This is a genomic window from Devosia sp. Root685, from assembly GCF_001427875.1.
Taxonomy (GTDB): domain Bacteria; phylum Pseudomonadota; class Alphaproteobacteria; order Rhizobiales; family Devosiaceae; genus Devosia.
On sequence record NZ_LMHK01000005.1, the window covers coordinates 107,718 to 124,229 of the forward strand.

The following is a 16,512-nucleotide window of genomic DNA, read 5'->3' on the forward strand; positions in this document are numbered from 1 at the left end:
GAAGACTGTACGCCCAAAAAGCGTGCAGTCTTTTTGTTTTTGGACTATTCGAGCAGTCATTGAAAGCTGAAATAATCAAGCAAAATCAAATAATTGAGCTCACGTGGCGCTCTGGCATGGAGCTTGCAAAGCTATCTCCGAGATTGGTGGCTAGGGTTCCGGTGCCGGGTGGCATGGCTGGTCCGAGAGCTGCCACCGTCAGGCGGCTGCCCGGCGGATGCACGGCGGGACAAAAGCCCGGGAGACCTCGTAGCCAGCTGGATTGGCGCGGATGGTCTTCGTCAATCCTTGTTCAACAAGGAGCGACTCCATGTCGATTTCAGGACTGCCGGCCTACCGGCAAAGCTATCTGCGTATTGCTGCGGCTGTAGCCATTCTCGTCGGCGCTTTTGTTGGCAATGGCATGACAGAGGCCCACGCGCAGGAAGTGCTGCGGCTGCCAATCGCCACGGACTTTGATTCCTTTGATCCCGACAATGCCTTTGAAATGGATGGCCTCGCCGCCATCAACAATGTCTACGAGGGCCTCGTTGAGTATGTCCCCGGCAGCGCCGAAATTCGCGGACTCCTGGCCAAGGACTGGACGATTTCCGAGGACGGCCTCACCTACACCTTCAACCTCGTCGAAGGCGCTACCTTCCACGATGGTACGCCATTCAATGCGGAGGCGGTCGTTACCGCGTTCACGCGTCGCCGTGACAGCGACCTGATCCTCTCCTACTTCCTCTGGAATCTCAAAGCCATCGAGGCCACTGGCGAGAATACCGTGGTCCTGACGCTCGGCATGCCGCAGCCGTCGCTGCTCGACAGCTTGGCCAGCCCGTGGGGACCGAAGGTCATCAGCCCCACCGCACTTGCCGAACACGCCGGTGAGGACAATGCCACGTCCTGGCTCGATACGAATGCGGTTGGCACGGGCCCTTTCACGCTCGCCAGTTTTGATCGCGGGCAGGGCTATTCGTTTGAGCGCTTTGCCGATTACCACGGCGAGCCGGCCTTCTTCGACACGATCGAATTGCCGCTTATTCCTGAAGTCAGTCAGCAGGTGCTGAACCTCCAGGCAGAGGAAACCGATGCGGTTCCGGCAAATTACCCCTGGGCCCAGCTTGCGGCGCTTCCTCCGGGTCTCGAAATCACGTCGGCGCCCAGCACCTCGCTGATCATCGGCTTCGTCAAACCAGAATCCCCGCTCAATGAGCCTGAAATCCGCACGGCCTTCCTCACCGCGATCAATCCCGCAGGCTGGGTAGCCGATGCCTATGGCGCCTATGGCCATGCTGCCAAATCGCTTTACCCCACCATCATGCTCGATCCAGCGACGCCGCTGACTTTCCCGAGCGATGAAGCCGCCGCCAAAGCCACGGTTGCTGCCAAGGGGCCGATCACGCTGACCATCGGCATCAGCACCGAAGAGGCAAATTCGCTTGGCCGCGTCGGCGATCTCATGGTTGCCGAACTTGCTGCGATCGGCATCGACGCGACCATCACCATCCTGCCTTCCGGCGCCGCTTTCGGCCTTGCTGAAAACCCCAATGGCCCGGATTTTTACATGGGCAAGCTGACGCCCGACGCGCTGCACCCCGAAAATCAGGCATCCATCTTCTTCACCGAAAAGGCGCCCATCAATTTTTACGGCCGTGCCCTGCCTGAAGCCGATGCGCTGGTCGCCGAGGCCGGCACGCTGACCGACATTGCTGCCCGCAACGCGCTCTACGAGGAGGCAAGTCGCCTCTATGTCGAAAATGGCCTCTTCATTCCGCTGGTCGAAGTGGATGACGTGGTGGTGCATCCTGAAGGCCTCGTCGACCTTGGTCTGCGAGCCGCTTATGCGCCGGGAAATATCGACTACGGCTCGGTCCGCTGGGCCGACTGAGGCCGCACACCCGTTTTTCCGGAGCAAATAAATGTCCAATCCGCTTGTTATCGAGCGCGTCGCTCAGGACCGCACGATTGAGCGTGCGCCATTTGAGCCCAAGATGCGCGTCGCCGAAATCAACGACTATCTGCTGTGCTTTTACGACGGCCGCGACATTGCCGATTATCCCGCCTGGCTGCAGAGCAATATCGACATGCAGCTGGGGGTCTGCTGCTATGTCATCCATCGCGGCAATACCGCTGTCATCTTCGATACCATGCTCTACAAGGAGCACATCCTTTGGATCGATCGCTATCTCAAGGATATGGGTATCAAGAACGTCTCGGTCATCAATTCCCACTGGGATTGCGACCATATCGCGGGCAATTTCCTCTACAAGGATCGCGATATCATCAGCACGGCCAAGACGCGGCTGAAGATCGAAACCAATGCGGACCTGCTGCGCAGCGGCGAGATCTGGGCCATGGCGGGCGATCCCTATTATCCCGGTATTGATGATCTGGTTCTCCCCAACCGCACCTTTGACGGGCGGATGGTGCTGCATCTCGACGATATCGAAATCCACCTGATCGAGACTTTTGTTCATCAGCTCGGCCATCTTGTCGCCTATCTCCCGAAAGATCGCATCCTCCTCGCGGCTGACGCCTGCGAAGACACCGTGCCCTTCAACACCATGGCGATGACGAGCGATCTGACCATCCAGATGCAGACCTATCGTGAGCTTCTCGCCATTCCGGCCGAGCGGCTCTACCCCTGCCACGGCCGGTTCGAGGTCATCGCCAATGGCGGATATACGCAGGATTTCACGGCGGCGATGCTGGATTACAATATCCAGCTCGTCAAACGCATGCACGAGCCCGACTACCTGACGGCGCCACTCGAAAGTTTTATCGGGAAGTGGATTGATCGCGGCACACTGGCGCTGCACGAACCCTATCGTTCGCTCCATGCAAACAATGTGGGCCTTATCCGTCGCATCTACGGCTCAAGATCGAAGCCGAACATTTCTGATTGAAGCTGGCCGGGGTAAACGGCGGCTGTCTCAAGTGCGAGTGACGCGAATGCCCTAGGCAAGGACGAAGGCTGTCGCGGTGGCGAGGAGGAGGAGCGCTGTGATCGACAAAAATCCGGTGGCCAGCACGCGGCCGCCGGAGGCGATGATGGCGCGCAGGTTGACCGAAAGGCCGAGGGCGGCCATCGAGATGAGGGTGAGGTGGGTTGAGGCGCTTTGGAGGAGCGGGAGAGCCGGCTCGGGCACGAGGCCGGCTGATCTGGCACCCATCATGGCGAGAAACCCGATGATGAACCAGGGCAGAAGCATGAAGAGCGGCGGCGCACTGCCCGCCCGGTTTTTCTGCATCAGGCCGAGGGTGAGCACGACAGGGCCGAGCATCAGGACGCGGATCAGTTTGACCAGCGTACCGATCTGAGTGCTCATTACCCCGACCGGTACGGTGGCGGCGAGGACCTGCGGCACGGCATAGACGCTGAGGCCGGCGATAACGCCATATTGCCATTGGCTGAGGCCGAGCAGTCCAAACCCCAGCGGCAGCAGCAGGACGACGAGCACGCCGAGCGCCGCGGTAAAGGCGATGGAAGCGGCAACGTCCTCTGCCTGCGCCTCGATGACGGGCGCCGTCGCCATGATGGCCGAATTGCCGCAGATTGAATTGCCGCAGGCAACAAGAGTGGCAAGGCGCGCGTCAAGGCCCAAAGCGCGGCCGATACCGTAGCTGGCCGCCAGGGCGAGCATGACGACCAGCACCACGGCAGCGACCACCAGTGGGCCGATCTGCAACACGGCGCCGGCGCTGATCGTGCCGCCGAGGAGGACAATGGCCACTTCGAGCACGGTTTTGGCCGCAAACTGCACGCCGGCGCGGAAAGGCGCGGCAAGCCCGAAAAGGCTGTGCACGGCGATCCCGGCCATGATGGCCATCACGAGCCCGTCGAACATCACCCAGCCGAGGAAATGCCGCTGCAGCCATTCGGCAGCAAGCGCCAGCACGGTGATGCCACTGGCAAGGCCTAGGCCGGGAACGAGGTGCCGAAACGGCGGCAGCGATAGCATGGTTTGCTCCAATAGGGATGCATTGGAGGATGAAGCTTGCATTCGTTAGATTCCATCGCATAATTATGCATGTTTCATGCGATATTTTCGGATAGATCGTGACCATCGAGCAATTGGCGATCTTCATCGCCGTGGCGGAACGGCAGCACCTGACGCAGGGCGCGGCCGCGGTCGGGCTGACGCCGTCGGCGGCCAGCGCGGCGATCAAGGCGCTGGAAACCGTGCACGCGGTGCGCCTCTTTGACCGCGTCGGCCGGCGCATCGAACTGACGCGAGACGGCATGGCGTTTCTCGAAGAGGCGCGGCAGACCATTGCCCGCATCCGGCAGGCCGAACAGGCGCTCGACGATCTCGGCGGCCTCAAGCGCGGCACGCTCGACGTCATGGCGAGCCAGACGGTGGCGAACTACTGGCTGCCCGCGCGCCTTCTCGCCTTCGCCTCGGCCTATCCGGGGATCACGGTCAATTTCGCGGCGGCCAATACCAATGAAGTGGCCGAGGCGGTGATGTCAGGCGCGGCCGAATTGGGGATCGTCGAGGGTCATGTCGATGTTCCGGCGCTCGCCAGCCGTGCCATTTTCAGGGATCGGCTGGTGGCCGTTTGCGCGCCGGCCTACGCTCTCGCCCGGCCACGCTTTTCCGATTATCGCTGGATCATGCGCGAACCCGGCTCGGGGACACGGGCGGAATTCGAGGCGGGGCTCGTGACGCTGGGTGTCGATCCAGCGAGCCTCGACGTGGCGCTGGCGCTGCCGACCAATGAGGCGGTGCTCAATGCCGTTCTCAAGAGCGATTGCGCCGCGGCTTTGTCCGAAATGGTGGTGGCGCCCTTTGTGGCGGCGGGGCGGCTGTCGATCCTGCCTTTTGAATTGCCACAGCGCGATTTTAGCCTGCTCTATCATCGCGAACGCCGCCCCTCGGCGACCGTGAAGGCGTTTCGCGATTTGTATCTTTTGGAGGGCTAGAGCATGGAGGAGAGTGCCGGCGGGTGTCTCTGTGGGGCTGTGCGGTTTGTGGCGAAAGGGCAGCCGTTCCGGGTCGGGATTTGCCACTGCATGGACTGCCGCAAGCATCATGGCGCGCTGTTTCATGCCTCGGCCATTTTTCCGCAAACGGCCGTGACCGTTTCGGGGGAGGTGCGTGATTATGCCGGGCGCTGTTTCTGCCCGCATTGCGGCTCCTCGGTGTTTTCGCGCAGTGGCGGCGAGGTGGAGATCAATCTCGGCGCGCTCGATGCGCCGGATCGGTGGAGGCCCAGCTATGAGCTTTGGACCATTCGCCGCGAAGCCTGGCTGCCGCCCTTTCCGCTCGACCGCCACTATGAGCGCGATCGGACGAGCGCGAGCCGGACGGAAGACTAGCGGGGCGCGGAAAAGCTAAAAGTTGACCTTTTGCCGCAATTCCTGTTCGGTGCGCGCCATGGCGGGGAGGGGCCAAAATGCTGAGCTTTTCGACCGATGACGTGGACCCGCGGGACCGCTTCGAGCAATGGCGCGAGGTGCGGAGCAAGGGCCTGTTCGGCGTTACGATCGAACTGCCGGCCGAGCGTCGTGCCGCCTTTTCCGGGTCCTTCCACGCCGAAAAATTCGGCACGGCCGTGGTCTCGGAAATGACGGCCTCGTCCTATGTCATTCGCCGCACCGAGGCCGATATTGCGCGCATTGAAGGCAATAGCCTTTGCATCGGGTTGCAGGTGCGCGGGCCGGGGCGGCTCGATACCGGCCTGGGGCGCAGCGAGACGATTGCCAATGGCGACATGATCATCAATCATTCCGACCTGCCCTATGACGGAACGCCATCGACCAATGGCGGCTTCCACTTTCGCATGCTGAAAATACCGGTCGGCGACGCGCTGACCCTGGGGCGGTCCATTTCCGATCTTGCTGCGGCCAAGCCCATGGAGGGGACGAGAACGCTGCGCCCGCTACGCGCCTTGCTCGATGTCCTGACCACTGACAAGCGGGCTACGGCGGATCCAGAGCGCGATATTGTCCATATTGTCCGGCTTGGGCTCGCTGCGCGCGGGCGGCTGGCCGAAAGCCTGCCCGAGGTACGCAGCGCCATAAGGGCGGGTCTGCGCTATCTCGCCCTCGATATCATGGCGGCCCAGTATCACCAGATCGACCTGACCCCGGCGCTCGTCGCCCGCAGCCTGGGCCTCTCGGTGCGGCACCTGCATCTGCTGTTCGAGGACGCCGAACATACGTTCAGCCGCACGCTGGTGCTCATGCGCGTCGCGGAGGCGCGCCGCCTTTTCCTGGCGCAGCCGCAGTTGAGCGTGTCGCAGGTGGCCTATGCCTGCGGCTTTGAAAGCATTGCCACCTTCTATCGCGTCTTCCGCAGCGTCTATGACATGGCCCCGGGCGATGCGCGGCAGTTGAGCTAAAAATCCCGCGCTCCTCGCTGCCTGCCTGTGGTTCGCTTCATGGGCTTGCCAGCGGTTTCGCCGACAAATATCTTTACCATCAAGATTCTTTGTCGTGGGGATAGTGATGGTTGCGCGGACGGAACTGGAAGACCGGGTTGGTACGGCTCTTATCCATATGATCCGCCGGGCCGAAGAGGCGCAGGAGCGGGCGGCGCGGGCGCAGGGCATGCATCCGACCGACTTCCGCTGCCTTGGCTATCTGCATTTGAAGGGTGAGCCGCTGAGCCCCGGCGACATCATCAGCCATCTCGGGCTGACCTCGGGGGCGGGAACGGCGCTGTTCGATCGGCTCGAAAGTGCGGGTTTTATCGCGCGCGCCCGTCACCCCGAAGACCGGCGCAGCGTGCTCATCGTCCTCGACACCGAGGCCGCCGCCGAGCCGCTGGCGCTGCATGAGCGGATAAAAACCGAATACCAGCTCGGGACGGCCGAATTCTCGGATGCCGACCTCCTGGCCATCGCCAAGTTTCTCAACCGCATCGAAGCGCTCTCGGCTGAACTCAACGAGGCGCTCTACGAGCCGAAGGTCCCCATCAAGGTGGCCTCGTAACCAATGAAGATAACATCGATCCCAGGGGGAAGATTATGAGTAGTGGAGGTGGGGCGAGGGCGCCTCACATCGTCGAACGCGGCCTGATGGGCCTGTTCGCCGTTGTTCTGGGCGTCATGGCTCTCGTTTTCGTGGGCGGAGGCGCCTATCTCGCGACCCTTGGCGGCTCGCTTTATTATCTGGTTTCGGGGCTTTTGTTCCTCGTGGCCGCCGTGCTGTTGTTTCGCGGCCGGCGGCTCGGGGCCTGGCTCTTTGGTTTGAGCCTTGCTCTCACCGTCATCTGGTCGCTCTGGGAGGTTGGCTTTGACGGCTGGGCGCTGCTGCCGCGCCTGATGATCCCGGTGGCTTTCGGCATCTGGCTGCTGTTGCCCTGGAGCCAGCATGCCCTTTCCGGCAAGCTCAATCTCGCCAATCGCGTGCCGCTTGGCGCTTCGGGGCTGATCGCTTCGGTTGCCGTTGTTTCAGTGGCGCTTGGCGCTGGGCTCTATGCCATCAGCGCGCCGGGCCTGCCGCAGGACCCGCGCTTTCAGACCGGCTTTGGCACGTTCCCCGCCGCGCCCAATGGCGCCACGCCGGCAGGCCAGACCGGCGCGGACTGGCCCTATTTCGGCGGCGATCAGGGCGGGCAAAAATACTCTCCGCTCGACGAGATCACGCTCGATAATGTTGGAAATCTCGAAGTCGCCTGGTCGGTGGATGTGGGCCGCATTCCGGCCAACAATTCGACCCCGCTCAAGATCGGCGACGCCATCTATATGTGCAACGGGTTCAGCCAGGCCTTCTCGCTCGATGCGGCGACCGGGGCCGAACGCTGGATGTATGACGGCTCGGAAGGCCATGGCGGCACCTGCCGCGGCGTGACTTATTATGAAGTGCCGGGCGCGACGGGCGCCTGCGCCAACCGCGTCCTCTATGGCACCGCCACGGCCAAGCTGATTGCCCTTGATGCCGCAACCGGCCAGCTCTGCGCCGATTTCGGCCATGGTGGTCTCGTCGATCTTCTCGTCGGCATGGAAGACCATGAAGGCAAGATCATCGGCGGCTACTATTCCATCACCTCGGCGCCCACTTTCGTGCGCGGCAAGGTGGTCATTGGTGGCTGGGTCACCGATGGGCAATATTGGGGCGAAGCTTCGGGCGTCATCCGCGCCTTCGACGCGACGACCGGCGAATTGTCCTGGGCCTGGGATATGGGCCGGCAGGACCGGACCGGCGCGCCGCCGGAAGGCGAAAGCTACACCGTCGCGACGCCCAATAGCTGGGCCCCGGCAACGGCCGACGAAGAGCTTGGCCTTGTCTATCTGCCGACCGGCAACGCGACGCCGGACTTCTTCGGCGGTCAGCGCCGCCCGTTCGACGATCAGTTCAACTCTTCGGTCGTGGCGCTCGATGCCGAAACCGGGCGCCTGCGCTGGTCCTTCCAGACCAAGCACCATGACATCTGGGACCATGACGTTGCCTCTCCCGCTTCGCTCATCGATATCCCCGATGCCAGTGGCACGATGCGCAAGGCACTGGTGCAACCCACCAAGGCCGGCGAAGTTTTCGTGCTCGATCGCGTAACGGGCGAGCCGATCTTCCCGGTGACCGAAACGCCGATGCCGCAGGACGGGATTGTGCCCGAGGAGCGCCTGTCGCCCACTCAGCCCTTCTCGAACGCCCTGCCATCCTTCCGCAGCGCCGACCTGACCGAAGCCGATATGTGGGGCGTCTCGCCCTTCGATCAGCTCTATTGCCGTATCAAGTTCAAGCAAGCGCGTTACGAAGGGCCGAATACCCCACCGGGCCTCACCCCGTCGGTACAGTCGCCGAGCACTTTTGGTGCGATGAACTGGGGTGGCGTCTCGGTCGATCCGACCCATGGCGTCATGGTGGTCAATTCCAACCGTTTCGCCAGCTACGTTCAACTGCTGACGCGCGACGAGGCCGACGCCAAGGGTTCAAAGCCCCAGGGCGAATGGGGTGATCGCCGCGAAGTGGGTGGTCTCGTGGCGCAGGCCAATGTGCCCTATGCGGCTGAGCCCTATTTCTGGCTCACCGCGCTCAACGTGCCCTGCATCGACCCGCCCTATGGCTATCTGAGCGCGGTCGATCTCAACACCGGCAAACTGCTCTGGAGCCAGCCTTTTGGTACCTCCAAGGGCAGCGGCGCGTTGGGTATCACCGTGCCCTTCGATTGGACCATGGGCACGCCGACCCATGGTGGCTCGATGATCACGGCCAGTGGCCTCGTGTTCATCGCGGCGGCCAAGGACAATATGTTCCGCGCCTATGAACTGGCGAGCGGCAGGGAAGTCTGGAAGACCGAACTGCCGGCGGCCGGCGGCGCGCCGATCAGCTACACGCTCGATGGCAAGCAGTACATTGCCGTCGTCGCTGGCGGGCAGGGCGCCATCCAGTCGCGTTTCTCGACCAAAATGGTGGCGTTCAAGCTGCCCGACTAGGAAGCTCCTGCTTTCGCAGGAAGTATATCAAACTCGATTATCGCCCCGGCGAAGGCCGGGGCCCATCTTGAGATCTCAGGATGGGCCCCGGGTCAGGCCCGGGGTGACAGAAGGTGATTGAGGTAGGTTTGAGTCCTATTCCATCCGGCCCAGCGTATCTTCGAGTTTGCCGAAGAAGTCCGGCCAGCCCATCCGCGCGCCGTGATAGGCTTGGTTCTGGTCTGGCCTAAAACCGGTCTGTTCCATGCGCAATTGCGTGCCGGTGGTCGTCGGGGTCAGCGTCCAGGTGACCGTGCTTTCAAGCCCATAGGCGTCCCAGGAATAGGCTAGTGTGCGATTGGGCTCGATTTCCTTGACCTGACAATCGACGGCACCCCAATCGGCCGTGAACTGGAACTTGTGGCCCAGGTCCGGGGCAAAATCGCTGTTCATCAGCCATTCCTTGATCAGATGCGGCTGGGTCAGTGCGCGCCAGAGCTTTTCCGGCCTATGGGAAAAATCGCGTTCGACGACGACGGTGCGGATATCTTGTGTAGTCTGGGTCATGGATAAACCTATTTCGAATGATTTTGGGCAATGGCGGCCTGGATCAGCGCCTTGAAACCGGCTTCGTCCACCGTGTCGCCCTCGCGAAAATCGATTGCCCGGCGCGTGCCGCCCGTCAGGCTCGAATTGAAGATGCCCTTGGGGTCGGCGAGAACAGCGCCCTTGGGAAAGGTGGTCTTGATCGCCGCCTTATAGGCTTCGCCGGTGCAGATGATGCCGCCATGCGACCAGACCGGATTTTCCCATTTCCACTCTTCGGTGACCGCGGGGTCGGCCTCTTTGATCAGCTTGCGGATGCGCGCCAGCATTTCGGCGCGCCAGCCGCCAAGTTCGGCAATGCGGGCATCGATTTTTTCCGATGCAGTCGTTTCGCTCATTTCAGCCTCACATCTTTTCGCCCGGCAGCAGCGCGGCCTGGTTCACCCAATCGGCAAACTGCGTCTCGTCTATCCCGGCTTCCGTAACGTCATAATAGCGCACGCCGGCAACCTTGGACGCCTTGGCGGGCATGGGGTCGAGTTCGGTGCCCTTGAAGAAGGTCACGCGGACATAGGATTTGAAGCAATGCATGCTCAAAAACCACGTTTCGCCATCAAGGCCATAAAGCGGCGTGTTCCATTTGACCGCCTTTTTCACCCCCGGCACGGTTTTCACTACCAGAGCGTCCACCTGCCGGCAGATCGCCTGCTTCCAGCCGGGCACGGCGGCGATATAGGCGGCGACAGGTTCGTCGCCAAAACCCTTGGCGATCTGCGGATTGTCGCCCGAGAGCAGTACGACGCCGCTCTCATTGGGCTTGAGCGCTTTTTTCTCCGCCATCAGGCTGCATCCTTGCCGCGCCGGTGCCACTTGGCAAAATAGGGCAGGGCGAAGAGATAGGTGCCCGTCAAAAACAGCAGCAGAAGCGGAAACAGCGGCACATAGGACATCCACAAAATGGGTTCGGCCTGTGCCAAGGCGATGGAGGTCGCAACCACGCTCAAGGCGAAGGCGACGGAAATCCAGCGGTGGGACAATCGGACCCAGCGAGGCCAGGCGGAACGGGGTGGTGTGGTGGCGATGTCGCTCATTGGTCCATTCTCCTCAACAAATCTTCCAGGGCATCAAAGCGGCCCTCCCAAAACCCCGCCATTTCTTTGGTCCAGTCGACGAGGGGGCCGAGCGCGGGCAGTTGGGCGCTATAATGGGTTTGCCGTCCATCGATCCGTCCGCGCACCAGCCCCGCTTCCTTCAGGACGCCGAGATGCTTTGAAACGACGGGCTGGGATACGCCTGCTCCGGAGGTAAGCACCGCCACCGTGCGCTCGCCTTCGCGGCAGAGACGCTCGAACAGCGCCCGCCTTGTGGGGTCGGCCAGGGCCTTGAACACCGTGTCTGGTCCTGCTTGCATCGGATCGATACCTCATTGGCTATGGTTTAATTCATAGCTCCATGGCTATTTGAGAGTCAAGCGCGATCTGGCGGGGACCGGCGGAGCTTAAACCGACTATTTTATGCAATTGCCATTGGTCGCAGAACGCTCCCTTTACCCGGCTAGAGCATTTTGGTCCGGAATCCCGGGGAGACGGCGATGACCGGCGGCGAGACAGAGCAGCTTTTACGGCTGCAGACCGAAGTGTTGGAGGCCGTGGCCGAGGGTGAGGCCCTCTCGGCTATCGGACGCCTGCTGTGCCAGCGCGCCGAGCAACTTGCCCCCGAGGCGGTCTGCTCCATTCTTCTGGTCGATGACAACGACACCCTTCGTCCGCTGGCGGCGCCCAGCCTGCCAAAATTTTATTCGGCGGCTATCGATGGCTTGAAGATCGGGCCGCAAATAGGCTCCTGCGGCACCGCGGCCTATCGCCGGGAAGAAGTGGTGGTCACCGATATCGCCACCGACCCGCTCTGGGACGATTTTCGCCACCTGGTCCTGCCGCTCGGGTTCAGGGCCTGCTGGTCGACGCCCATCAAGAATCCGGCCGGGCAGGTGATCGCCACTTTCGCCTTCTATTTTCGCTCCATGCGCGGCCCCACCGCCACCGAGCGCAATATCGTCGAAACCTGCGCCCATCTTTGCGCCCTCGCCATCGAGCATGAGCGCATCCGCGACCGCAATTTCCGGCTGGCCTATTACGATGTGTTGACCGGCCTGCCCAATCGCGGCCGCTATAACGAACTGCTGAGCGAGCATATCAATATGGACCAGCCGTTCGGCCTGATCCTCCTCGATATCGATCATCTCAAATCGGTCAACGACACGATCGGCCATGCCGCCGGCGACCGGCTGATCGCCACGGTCGGCGCGCGCCTTGGCGCCGTGCATCCGACGCTCATTCCCTGCCGCCTCGGCGGCGACGAATTCGCCATTATCGCCCGCGGCTGTTCCAGCCACGACATGCTCGAACATTGGGCCAGCATGGTCAGCGACACGACCACCGGCATGGTCGAAATGTCCGGCCAATCCTTTGAGGCGCACGTGACCATGGGCGGCGCGGTTTTCGGCGTCGATGGCAAAGATGCCGATACGCTCTCGCAAAATGCCGACTTTGCGCTTTACCACGCCAAGGAAGCGCGCCGCGGTGGCTACATGGCCTTCGAGGCTGATCTGCGCACCGAAATGACGCATCGCATGGCCCTTGTGCGCCAACTCGATCTGGCCTTGGCCGAAAATCGCGTCGAGCCCCACTATCAGCCCATCGTCAATCTCGAGACCAATGAGATCGTCGGGCTCGAAGCCCTGGCGCGGTTGCGCATGGGCGGCGAACTGGTGTCGGTGGGGGAATTCCATCTGGCCCTGACCGATCCGCGCCTCGCCTGCGAATTGACCGGCAAAATGCTCGAACAGGTGGCGCGCGATATGCGCACCTGGCTCGATGCGGGGATCGGTTTCCAGCATGTCGGGGTCAATGTGACGACCGGCGATTTCCAGCGCGGGGATCTCGCCGAACGCATCATCGACATTTTTGGGCGTGCCAATGTGCCGCTCAGCCATATCGTGCTCGAGGTCAATGAAGCCGTGTTCATGGGCGGCAGCGACCAGCTGGTGCCCCGGGCGGTCGAAGCCTTGCGTAGCCGCGGCATTCTCGTGGCGCTCGATGATTTCGGCACCGGCTTCGCCTCTCTGACGCATCTGCTCACCTTCCCCGTCGATATCATCAAGATCGACCGCTCTTTCGTCGCAAGGCTCGGTGTCGATGGGCCGAGCGAGACGGTGGTTTCCGGCCTTGTCGATATCGTCAAGAAACTCGGCATGCGCATCGTCGCCGAGGGCGTCGAGCGTCCCGAACAGGCAGAAGCCCTGCGGCGCTTCGGCTGCCGGATGGCGCAGGGCTATCTTTATTCGCGCCCGGTTTCGGCGCGCCAGACGACCATTCTGCTCGATGCCTATTCCGAAGGCCGGCAGGGCGAGACCGAGAACTCCAGCCGCCGCCGGGCGTGAGGCTTTCCCGCCCAAAACCCCCGTGACAGGACGATGACAGGGAGCGTGCCTAGAGTGGAGGCACGAACGCAACGTCGTTCGCCTTGTTTCTGGGAGGATCTTTTGAACAAGCTGCTACTCGCGGCGCTGGTTTCCGGCGCCCTCTCCATGCCTGCTCTGGCCGCTGACTACACCATTCTGGCGCCCGCTGCGCCCGGTGGCGGCTGGGACCAGACTGCCCGCACCATGCAGGAGGCCTTCACCGCCGAAGGCATTTCGGGCAATGTGCAGGTCACCAACGTTCCCGGTGCCGGCGGCACCATTGGCCTTGCCCAGTTCGCCAACCAGGATGCCGGCAATCCCAACGCCCTGATCGTCGGTGGCTATGTCATGGTCGGCGCCATCCTGACCAATATGTCGCCCGTAACCCTCGCCGACGTGACCCCGATCGCCCGTCTCACCGGCGAAGCTGTCGCCATCGTCGTGCCTGCTGCCTCCGATATCCAAACGCTCGATGACCTTGTGGCAAAACTCAAGGAAAATACCGGCGCCGTCTCATGGGCCGGTGGCTCCGCTGGTGGCGTCGATCACATCACGGCCGGCCTCATCGCCAAGACCGTTGGCGTCGATCCGACCCAGGTGAACTACATCGCCTATTCCGGCGGTGGCGAAGCGCTGGCCGCTATTCTGGGTAACCAGGTGACCGTCGGTATTTCCGGCATCAGCGAATTCTCCTCGCAGATCGCGGCCGGTGAACTGCGTCTCCTTGCCGTATCGTCCGAAGAGCGCGTGCCGGGCGTCGATGGCCCAACGCTCAAGGAAGCCGGCGTTGATCTCGCCGTGCAGAACTGGCGCATGGTTGCTGCGGCTCCCGGCATCAGCGCTGAACAGAAGGCCGCCATCACTGCCGACATCAAGGCGCTGGCGACCTCGGCCACCTGGCAGACGGCGCTCGAAACCAAGGGCTGGGTCGATACCTATCTCGACGGCGAGGCCTTCGATACGCAGCTTGCTGCCGATATCGCAGCGACCGAAACCATCCTGAAAGACATCGGCCTCGTGCAATGAGCGCTGGCCAATCCAACAGCACGCGCCGCCCCGATGGGGCGGCGCTCGTCATAGCGGTCATCCTTGCCGCCATTTCGATCATCATCTTCTGGCAGACGAGCCAGATGCGCGTGCCGCCGATCCAGCAGCGCGTCGGCCCGACCGTCTTCCCCTATATCGTCGCCACCGGCCTCGGCCTTCTGGCCGTGGGCACGCTGATCTCGGCCCTCCGCAATGGCTTTCCGGCGCGCAGCAAGGATGATTTCGGCCCCATCGCCTGGATCGTCGGCGGTCTCGTCGCGCAGATCCTGCTGCTCTCGACGGCCGGCTTTGCCGTCGCGACCGGCGTACTCTTTGCCTTCACCGCCAAGGGCTTTGGGCGCGGTCCGCTCTGGCAGACCATCCCCATCGGCGTCGTTTTTTCCTTCATCGTCTGGTTCATCTTCGCGCGCGGCCTGCAACTTTCGCTGCCCATGGGACCCGTTGAGCGCTTCATCGTGACGGGGAGCTTCTAAGTGAACACTTTCGAACTTCTCGGCCAGGGCCTTATCGCCGCCATGCAGGTGCAAAACCTGATTTACGCGCTGATCGGCGTCACCCTCGGCACTGCGGTCGGCGTCTTGCCCGGCATCGGCCCGGCGCTGACCGTGGCCCTCTTGCTGCCGGTCACCTACAATCTCGATCCCGCCGGTTCGCTGATCATGTTTGCCGGCATCTATTACGGTGGCATGTATGGCGGCTCGACCACGTCCATCCTGCTCAACACGCCCGGCGAAAGCGCCTCCATCGTCACCGCGCTCGAAGGCAATAAAATGGCCCGGCAGGGGCGGGGCGGTCCGGCTCTTGCGACGGCCGCCATCGGCTCCTTCGTCGCCGGCCTGATCGCGACGCTGGGCCTGGCGTTCATCGCGCCCTTCGTCGTCAAATTTGCGCTGTCCTTCGGCCCCGCCGATTATTTCGCGCTGATGATCCTCGCGTTCATCACCGTCTCCGCCGCCTTTGGCGACAGTCCGCTGCGCGGTCTTACGGCGCTGTTCATCGGGTTGGGGCTCGGCATTATCGGCATCGACCAGCAGACCGGCCAGACGCGCCTTGCCTTCGGCGTTCTCGATCTGCTCGATGGTATCGAGGTGACGACCCTTGCGGTGGCGCTCTTTGCCATCGGCGAAACCATCAAGACCGCGACTGATCCCGACCAGATCAAGGCCGAGGTCATGGCGATCAAGGGCTCGGTCTGGATGACGCTGGAAGACTGGAAGCGCTCGTGGGCCTCTTGGCTCCGCGGCACCTTTATCGGTTTTCCCATCGGCGCCATGCCGGCCGGCGGCGCCGATATCGCGAGCTTCCTCTCCTATAGCGCCGAAAAGAGCTTTGCCAAAAAGCCCGAAGAGTTCGGCCACGGCGCCATCGAAGGTGTCGCGGGTCCCGAAGCGGCCAACAATGCTTCGGCTGCCGGTACGCTCGTGCCGCTGTTGACGCTCGGCCTGCCGACCACGGCGACTGCAGCGATCATGCTCGCTGGCTTCCAGCAGTTCGGTCTCCAGCCGGGTCCATTGCTGTTCGCCAACAATGCCGGCCTCGTCTGGTCGCTGATCGCCAGCCTCCTCATTGCCAATTTCATGCTGCTGGTGCTCAACCTGCCGCTGATCGGGCTTTGGGTGAAACTGCTCACTATTCCCAAACCCTGGCTCTATGCCGGCATCCTGGTCTTTGCGACGCTCGGTACACTGGGCGCCAATGGGGCCATGTCCATGGGTTTTGGTTCGGTGCGTATCTCGTTCGAACTGGTGCTGTTGCTGGCCTTCGGCGTGCTCGGTTATCTCCTCCGCCGCTTCGGCTATCCGATTGCGCCGGTGGTGGTGGGGCTTATTCTCGGCCCCATGGCCGAACAGCAACTCCGCCGCGCCCTCTCGATCAGCCAGGGCGACCCGGCGGTGCTGTTCCACTCGCCGATTTCGCTGGTGCTCTACGCCGTGGCGATCATTGCGGTGGGCCTGCCGATGATCATGCGTTGGCGCGGCAAAGGTGCGGTGCTCGGGCAATTGGCGAGCGACGAGGACTGAGAGCTTCGGCTATTCACTGAGACCTTCCAACACTCGGTTGTCACCCCGGCTTTAGGCCGGGGCCCATCCCGAGATATCAAGATGGGTCCC

The 16,512-nt window shown here is 62.3% G+C and carries 17 protein-coding genes and 1 riboswitch; of the genes, 11 read left to right on the plus strand and 6 right to left on the minus strand.

Annotated elements, in window-relative coordinates:
• The first annotated feature begins 139 nt into the window (after nt 1–139).
• Nucleotides 140–246, plus strand: a riboswitch (guanidine-I (ykkC/yxkD leader).
• 64 nt (nt 247–310) lie between these two features.
• Nucleotides 311–1,873, plus strand: a complete 1,563-nt coding sequence (locus ASD83_RS19915) for an ABC transporter substrate-binding protein (RefSeq protein ID WP_056314161.1) — start codon at nt 311–313, stop codon at nt 1,871–1,873.
• A 31-nt stretch (nt 1,874–1,904) separates the two neighbouring features.
• The gene (locus ASD83_RS19920; RefSeq protein WP_056314162.1) at nt 1,905–2,891 is read left to right on the plus strand and encodes an MBL fold metallo-hydrolase; all 987 of its coding nucleotides are present in this window, start codon (nt 1,905–1,907) and stop codon (nt 2,889–2,891) included.
• 51 nt (nt 2,892–2,942) lie between these two features.
• Here ASD83_RS19920 and ASD83_RS19925 read toward each other — a convergent pair whose 3' ends face one another.
• Nucleotides 2,943–3,947, minus strand: a complete 1,005-nt coding sequence (locus ASD83_RS19925; RefSeq protein ID WP_056314163.1) for a YeiH family protein — start codon at nt 3,945–3,947, stop codon at nt 2,943–2,945.
• 98 nt (nt 3,948–4,045) lie between these two features.
• On the opposite strand from ASD83_RS19925, the gene ASD83_RS19930 reads away from it, so the two are divergent.
• From ASD83_RS19930 to ASD83_RS19950, 5 genes are all read left to right on the plus strand, one after another.
• Nucleotides 4,046–4,912: a LysR substrate-binding domain-containing protein gene (locus ASD83_RS19930; protein WP_056314164.1), complete on the plus strand. Its 867-nt coding sequence runs from the start codon at nt 4,046–4,048 to the stop codon at nt 4,910–4,912.
• A 3-nt stretch (nt 4,913–4,915) separates the two neighbouring features.
• The gene (locus ASD83_RS19935) at nt 4,916–5,308 is read left to right on the plus strand and encodes a GFA family protein (protein ID WP_056314165.1); all 393 of its coding nucleotides are present in this window, start codon (nt 4,916–4,918) and stop codon (nt 5,306–5,308) included.
• 77 nt (nt 5,309–5,385) lie between these two features.
• Complete coding sequence (locus ASD83_RS19940; protein ID WP_056314166.1) at nt 5,386–6,333, plus strand: AraC family transcriptional regulator; 948 nt, start codon at nt 5,386–5,388, stop codon at nt 6,331–6,333.
• Between the two features lie 106 nt (nt 6,334–6,439).
• Nucleotides 6,440–6,925, plus strand: a complete 486-nt coding sequence (locus ASD83_RS19945) for a MarR family winged helix-turn-helix transcriptional regulator (protein WP_056314167.1) — start codon at nt 6,440–6,442, stop codon at nt 6,923–6,925.
• 35 nt (nt 6,926–6,960) lie between these two features.
• The gene (locus tag ASD83_RS19950) at nt 6,961–9,369 is read left to right on the plus strand and encodes a membrane-bound PQQ-dependent dehydrogenase, glucose/quinate/shikimate family (protein ID WP_056314168.1); all 2,409 of its coding nucleotides are present in this window, start codon (nt 6,961–6,963) and stop codon (nt 9,367–9,369) included.
• 135 nt (nt 9,370–9,504) lie between these two features.
• On the opposite strand, the gene ASD83_RS19955 is transcribed toward ASD83_RS19950, so the two are convergent.
• Genes ASD83_RS19955 through ASD83_RS19975 form a run of 5 tightly spaced genes read right to left on the minus strand, consistent with a single transcriptional unit; the run spans nt 9,505 to nt 11,305 of the window.
• On the minus strand, nt 9,505–9,915 hold the full coding sequence (locus tag ASD83_RS19955) for an SRPBCC family protein (RefSeq protein WP_056314169.1): 411 nt from the start codon (nt 9,913–9,915) through the stop codon (nt 9,505–9,507).
• A gap of 8 nt (nt 9,916–9,923) precedes the next feature.
• A complete protein-coding gene (locus ASD83_RS19960; RefSeq protein ID WP_056314170.1) occupies nt 9,924–10,292 on the minus strand; it encodes a DUF1801 domain-containing protein in 369 nt (122 codons plus the stop codon).
• A gap of 7 nt (nt 10,293–10,299) precedes the next feature.
• On the minus strand, nt 10,300–10,734 hold the full coding sequence (locus tag ASD83_RS19965) for a DUF1801 domain-containing protein (RefSeq protein WP_056314171.1): 435 nt from the start codon (nt 10,732–10,734) through the stop codon (nt 10,300–10,302).
• Entirely contained in the window at nt 10,734–10,985 is a 252-nt protein-coding gene (locus ASD83_RS19970; protein WP_056314172.1) for a hypothetical protein, read from the minus strand. Before ASD83_RS19970 ends, ASD83_RS19965 begins: the two co-directional genes overlap by 1 nt.
• A complete protein-coding gene (locus tag ASD83_RS19975) occupies nt 10,982–11,305 on the minus strand; it encodes an ArsR/SmtB family transcription factor (RefSeq protein ID WP_056314173.1) in 324 nt (107 codons plus the stop codon). Before ASD83_RS19975 ends, ASD83_RS19970 begins: the two co-directional genes overlap by 4 nt.
• 180 nt (nt 11,306–11,485) lie before the next feature.
• Between ASD83_RS19975 and ASD83_RS19980 the strand changes: the two genes are divergently transcribed.
• The 4 genes from ASD83_RS19980 to ASD83_RS19995 all read left to right on the plus strand — a co-directional run bounded on the left by ASD83_RS19980 (nt 11,486) and on the right by ASD83_RS19995 (nt 16,422).
• Nucleotides 11,486–13,333: a putative bifunctional diguanylate cyclase/phosphodiesterase gene (locus ASD83_RS19980; RefSeq protein WP_056314174.1), complete on the plus strand. Its 1,848-nt coding sequence runs from the start codon at nt 11,486–11,488 to the stop codon at nt 13,331–13,333.
• 147 nt (nt 13,334–13,480) lie between these two features.
• Entirely contained in the window at nt 13,481–14,380 is a 900-nt protein-coding gene (locus ASD83_RS19985) for a Bug family tripartite tricarboxylate transporter substrate binding protein (RefSeq protein WP_056314283.1), read from the plus strand.
• A complete protein-coding gene (locus ASD83_RS19990; RefSeq protein ID WP_056314175.1) occupies nt 14,377–14,874 on the plus strand; it encodes a tripartite tricarboxylate transporter TctB family protein in 498 nt (165 codons plus the stop codon). The genes ASD83_RS19985 and ASD83_RS19990 overlap by 4 nt, the downstream gene beginning before the upstream one ends.
• Entirely contained in the window at nt 14,875–16,422 is a 1,548-nt protein-coding gene (locus ASD83_RS19995) for a tripartite tricarboxylate transporter permease (protein WP_056314176.1), read from the plus strand.
• The last annotated feature ends 90 nt before the right edge of the window (nt 16,423–16,512 follow it).

What these genes read in the sequence shown, in the direction of transcription:
- ASD83_RS19915 (WP_056314161.1), top strand. Translation starts at nt 311, where the DNA reads ATGTCGATTTCAGGACTGCCGGCCTACCGGCAAAGCTATCTGCGTATT.
- ASD83_RS19920 (WP_056314162.1), top strand. Translation starts at nt 1,905, where the DNA reads ATGTCCAATCCGCTTGTTATCGAGCGCGTCGCTCAGGACCGCACGATT.
- ASD83_RS19925 (WP_056314163.1), bottom strand. Translation starts at nt 3,947, where the DNA reads ATGCTATCGCTGCCGCCGTTTCGGCACCTCGTTCCCGGCCTAGGCCTT.
- ASD83_RS19935 (WP_056314165.1), top strand. Translation starts at nt 4,916, where the DNA reads ATGGAGGAGAGTGCCGGCGGGTGTCTCTGTGGGGCTGTGCGGTTTGTG.
- ASD83_RS19940 (WP_056314166.1), top strand. Translation starts at nt 5,386, where the DNA reads ATGCTGAGCTTTTCGACCGATGACGTGGACCCGCGGGACCGCTTCGAG.
- ASD83_RS19945 (WP_056314167.1), top strand. Translation starts at nt 6,440, where the DNA reads ATGGTTGCGCGGACGGAACTGGAAGACCGGGTTGGTACGGCTCTTATC.
- ASD83_RS19950 (WP_056314168.1), top strand. Translation starts at nt 6,961, where the DNA reads ATGAGTAGTGGAGGTGGGGCGAGGGCGCCTCACATCGTCGAACGCGGC.
- ASD83_RS19955 (WP_056314169.1), bottom strand. Translation starts at nt 9,915, where the DNA reads ATGACCCAGACTACACAAGATATCCGCACCGTCGTCGTCGAACGCGAT.
- ASD83_RS19960 (WP_056314170.1), bottom strand. Translation starts at nt 10,292, where the DNA reads ATGAGCGAAACGACTGCATCGGAAAAAATCGATGCCCGCATTGCCGAA.
- ASD83_RS19965 (WP_056314171.1), bottom strand. Translation starts at nt 10,734, where the DNA reads ATGGCGGAGAAAAAAGCGCTCAAGCCCAATGAGAGCGGCGTCGTACTG.
- ASD83_RS19970 (WP_056314172.1), bottom strand. Translation starts at nt 10,985, where the DNA reads ATGAGCGACATCGCCACCACACCACCCCGTTCCGCCTGGCCTCGCTGG.
- ASD83_RS19975 (WP_056314173.1), bottom strand. Translation starts at nt 11,305, where the DNA reads ATGCAAGCAGGACCAGACACGGTGTTCAAGGCCCTGGCCGACCCCACA.
- ASD83_RS19980 (WP_056314174.1), top strand. Translation starts at nt 11,486, where the DNA reads ATGACCGGCGGCGAGACAGAGCAGCTTTTACGGCTGCAGACCGAAGTG.
- ASD83_RS19985 (WP_056314283.1), top strand. Translation starts at nt 13,481, where the DNA reads ATGCCTGCTCTGGCCGCTGACTACACCATTCTGGCGCCCGCTGCGCCC.
- ASD83_RS19990 (WP_056314175.1), top strand. Translation starts at nt 14,377, where the DNA reads ATGAGCGCTGGCCAATCCAACAGCACGCGCCGCCCCGATGGGGCGGCG.